Source organism: Haladaptatus sp., from assembly GCF_049589095.1.
GTDB lineage: Archaea > Halobacteriota > Halobacteria > Halobacteriales > Haladaptataceae > Haladaptatus.
The window spans coordinates 1-3,408 of record NZ_JBAWAC010000121.1 but is presented as its reverse complement, the minus strand read 5'-3'; the positions used below and the strand labels follow the sequence as shown (position 1 = coordinate 3,408).

Genomic DNA, 3,408 nt, shown 5'->3' with positions numbered 1-3,408 from the left:
CCCGCGTGAAGTCGCTCGCTTGCTTCAGCGGGTGGGCCGCGCGGGCCACCGCATGGACGAGGTGTCGAACGGCACCATCGTCACCTCGAACGAAGACGACGCGCTGGAGGCGATGGCCATCGCACGGCGGGCGACCGACGGCGACGTGGAACCGGCCCACATCCACCACGCGAGTCTGGATACGGTGGCCAACCAGATCGTCGGCCTCGTCATGGACTTCGGGGAAATCGACGCCCGGAGAGCGTACGAAATCGTCACGCGGGCCTACCCCTTCAGAAATTTGGACGAGGAGACGTTCAAGGGCGTCGTGCGGGAGGTCCAGAGCAACCGATTGGTCTGGCTGAACGAGGAGGACGACCGGATCGAGAAGTCCGGCAAGACGTGGCAGTACTTCTACGCCAACCTGTCGATGATCCCCGACGAAGAGACCTACACCGTCCACGACATCGCCAGTGGGTCACAGATCGGGACGCTGGACGAGCGATTCGTCGTCAACTTCGCGGAACCCGGCGAGGTGTTCATCCAGCGCGGCGAGATGTGGCGCATCGCCGAAATCGACGACGACGAGAGCAGGGTGAACGTCTCGCCCATCGAGGACCCCGGCGGCGAAGTTCCCTCGTGGGTCGGCGAGGAGATTCCCGTGCCGTTCGAAGTCGCGCAGGAAGTGGGCGAGATGCGCGCCGTGGCTGGTCCGCAGTTCGAACGCGGCGCACCGATGGAGGGGGTCGCCCGTGAGTTCACGAACCGCTATCCGACCGACCAGCACACCGCCGAATCCGCGCTGTCGCAACTCGATCGGCAGGCAGAAACGGAATCCCCGATTCCGACGGCCGACCGAGTCGTCGTGGAGTTCGCCGCCGGGAAAATCGTCGTCAACGCCTGCTACGGCCACAAGGTGAACGAGACGCTCGGACGGATGCTCTCGTCGCTCGTCGGCCAGCGAACCGGATCGTCGGTCGGGATGGAGATCGACCCGTATCGGATCGAGTTGGACGTGCCCGGAAAGGTCGACGGTCACGAAGTCGTGGAAGTCCTCCGGGAGACTGACCCCGAGCACGTCGGCCCGCTCATCGAACTCTCGTTGAAACACTCGGACACGCTGAAGTTCACGCTCGCGCAGGTCGCCGCGAAGTTCGGGTCGCTGAACCGTTGGGAGGGGAGCGGCCCGGTGTCGATGGGCCGTCTCCTCGGTGCGTTGGAGGACACGCCGATGTACGACGAAGCGGTGCGGGAGGTGTTCCACGACGACCTTGCTGTCGATGCGACCGAGGAAATTCTGCGCGGAATTCACGCGGGCGACATCGACGTCGTCACGACCGGCGGGCGAACTCCGGTCGGAAGCGGCGGGCGCTCCTCGGGTCGGGAACTGCTCGCGCCCGAGAACGCCGACGCGAGCGTCATCAAGACCGTCAAGGAACGGATTCGAAATGACCGCGTCCTCCTGTTCTGCCTGCACTGTCAGGACTGGAAACGCAAGACGACGGTCGAAAAGGTGAACGACCAACCCAAATGCGTCGGCTGTGGTTCGACCCGCGTCGCCGCGCTCAACCCGTGGGCCGACGAGGTGGTCACGGCGGTTCGAGCCGAGGAAAAGGACGACGAACAGGAGAAGATGACGCGGCGGGCGTACAACGCGGCGAATCTGGTTCAGAGTCACGGCAAGCAGGCCGTCATCGCGCTGGCCGCCCGCGGCGTCGGCCCACAGAACGCGGCGCGCATCATCGCCAAACTGCGTGAGGACGAGGACGACTTCTACCGCGATATTTTGGCCCGGGAGCGCCAGTACGCCCGGACGCAGGCGTTCTGGGACTGATCGGGCTTTTCTGCCGGTCACGCCGGAAAAACCCGACACCGAACGCTCGTTCGTGAATCGTCTCCCCGCGGTGATAAATCTCTCCTCAGGGGAGGGAGTTATTTTGTCAGCTTTCCCACCAGAAACGTGAGAAAATCGTTTAGACGATACGGGAAGTAGATTCTAACGGTGGGGACCATTAGCAGGGATGCCATTTCTGACCGGCTTGCCGGACAGTCCAGAGTCGTACTGTCGTTGAAAGTGCTCGCAACGGTCGCACTGTTCCTGTTCGCCGTTCGATTGTTGGGTGCGACGACCGACGCGCTGGCACCGTTTCTACGGCAGAATCTGGGTCGAGTCGTCGTCGGAGACGTTCCGGCTCTCGGTGCCAGTTGGTTCGCCTCGTACGTCCTCGCGAACGGTTCGATCGTCGCCGCGCTCGCCCTTACCCTGTTCAATTCGCACGTCATCGTCCCCTCGCAACTGTACCTGATGATAATCGGGTCGAGACTCGGTGCGGCCGCCATCGTCATCTTCATCGGGGCTTTCGATTACCTCAATACGGAGAGCGATTCGCTCCGAGACTCCGTGCGGATGGGGTTGCTCACCTTCCTGCTCACGTACACCATCTACCTCCCGGTGATGGTTCTCGGCTATCTCTCGATGCCGCTCGTTAGCACCGCGGCCCCGGTAAGCCGAGACGTTTCCGCGACGCAGCTATCGAACCCCTCCTTTTTCTCGATCGTAACCGAGGGACTCATCGAGGTTCTGGGGGCGGGAATCGCCTTCCTCGTGGCGATCGCCTGTATCCTCCTGAGCCTGCGGCTGTTCGACCGGATACTGAAGGATTTCGACAAGCAACAACTTCGGAGACGATACCTCTCCCGTTTGGGGAACAAGTGGGTCTCGTTCGGAATCGGACTCGTCATCACCGGACTGACGACGAGCATCGCATTCTCACTCGGCGTTATCGTCCCGCTTTACAACCGTGGACACATCAAACGCGACGAGATCATCCCGTACATCCTCGGGGCGAACATCGGTACCCTGCTCGATACCCTCATCGTCGCGTTCGCCCTCCATACCGCGACCGGCGTGATGACCGTCGTGCTGTTGCTGAGCATCGGTCTCGTCGTAACGCTCCTCTCGCTCGTGACGTATCCGATCTACACCTCGTTCATCGACACGATGCAGGACGAACTCGTCGAAACGGTCGCCTACTTCATCGGCTTTCTCGTCTCCCTCCTCCTCGTTCCGCTGTTGCTCATCCTCCTTGGATGACGGCACCCTTCCGGGGTCAGAAATCGCGGGGGAAATGGACGATTCTGACGTAGAGGTAGACGAAATAGAGGAAGATCAACAGCAGGGCACCGACGCGTCCCAAATGGCGCTCCTCGACCGATTCGAACGGAATCGCCGCTCGGTCCATGCCGAGTTTTCTGGCGACGGCTCCCAACCGTTTCCGCGAAGTAACCAACTAAGCCGCTCCCGCGAAAACCCCCACCCATGACACTCCTCCTGACCGGCTACGAACCGTTCGGCGGCGACGACGAGAACCCGAGCGAGATGGTCGCGAACGAACTCGACGGCGAGGAAATCGCGGGCCACGAAGTCGT

At 62.0% G+C, this 3,408-nt stretch carries 2 protein-coding genes and 2 pseudogenes; 3 read left to right on the top strand and 1 reads right to left on the bottom strand.

Annotation, left to right across the window (positions count from 1 at the left end; genetic code table 11):
* Together WBV42_RS04220 and WBV42_RS04215 are read left to right on the top strand one after the other, a co-directional pair.
* Nucleotides 1-1,813: pseudogene (locus WBV42_RS04220) on the top strand (DEAD/DEAH box helicase); the annotation flags it as partial.
* A gap of 168 nt (nucleotides 1,814-1,981) precedes the next feature.
* Entirely contained in the window at nucleotides 1,982-3,073 is a 1,092-nt protein-coding gene (locus WBV42_RS04215; protein ID WP_423984920.1) for a sodium:phosphate symporter, read from the top strand.
* A 16-nt stretch (nucleotides 3,074-3,089) separates the two neighbouring features.
* On the opposite strand, the gene WBV42_RS04210 is transcribed toward WBV42_RS04215, so the two are convergent.
* Nucleotides 3,090-3,269, bottom strand: a complete 180-nt coding sequence (locus WBV42_RS04210) for a hypothetical protein (protein ID WP_423984919.1) — start codon at nucleotides 3,267-3,269, stop codon at nucleotides 3,090-3,092.
* A gap of 29 nt (nucleotides 3,270-3,298) precedes the next feature.
* Here WBV42_RS04210 and WBV42_RS04205 point away from each other — a divergent pair.
* A pseudogene (locus WBV42_RS04205) lies at nucleotides 3,299-3,408 on the top strand (peptidase); the annotation flags it as partial.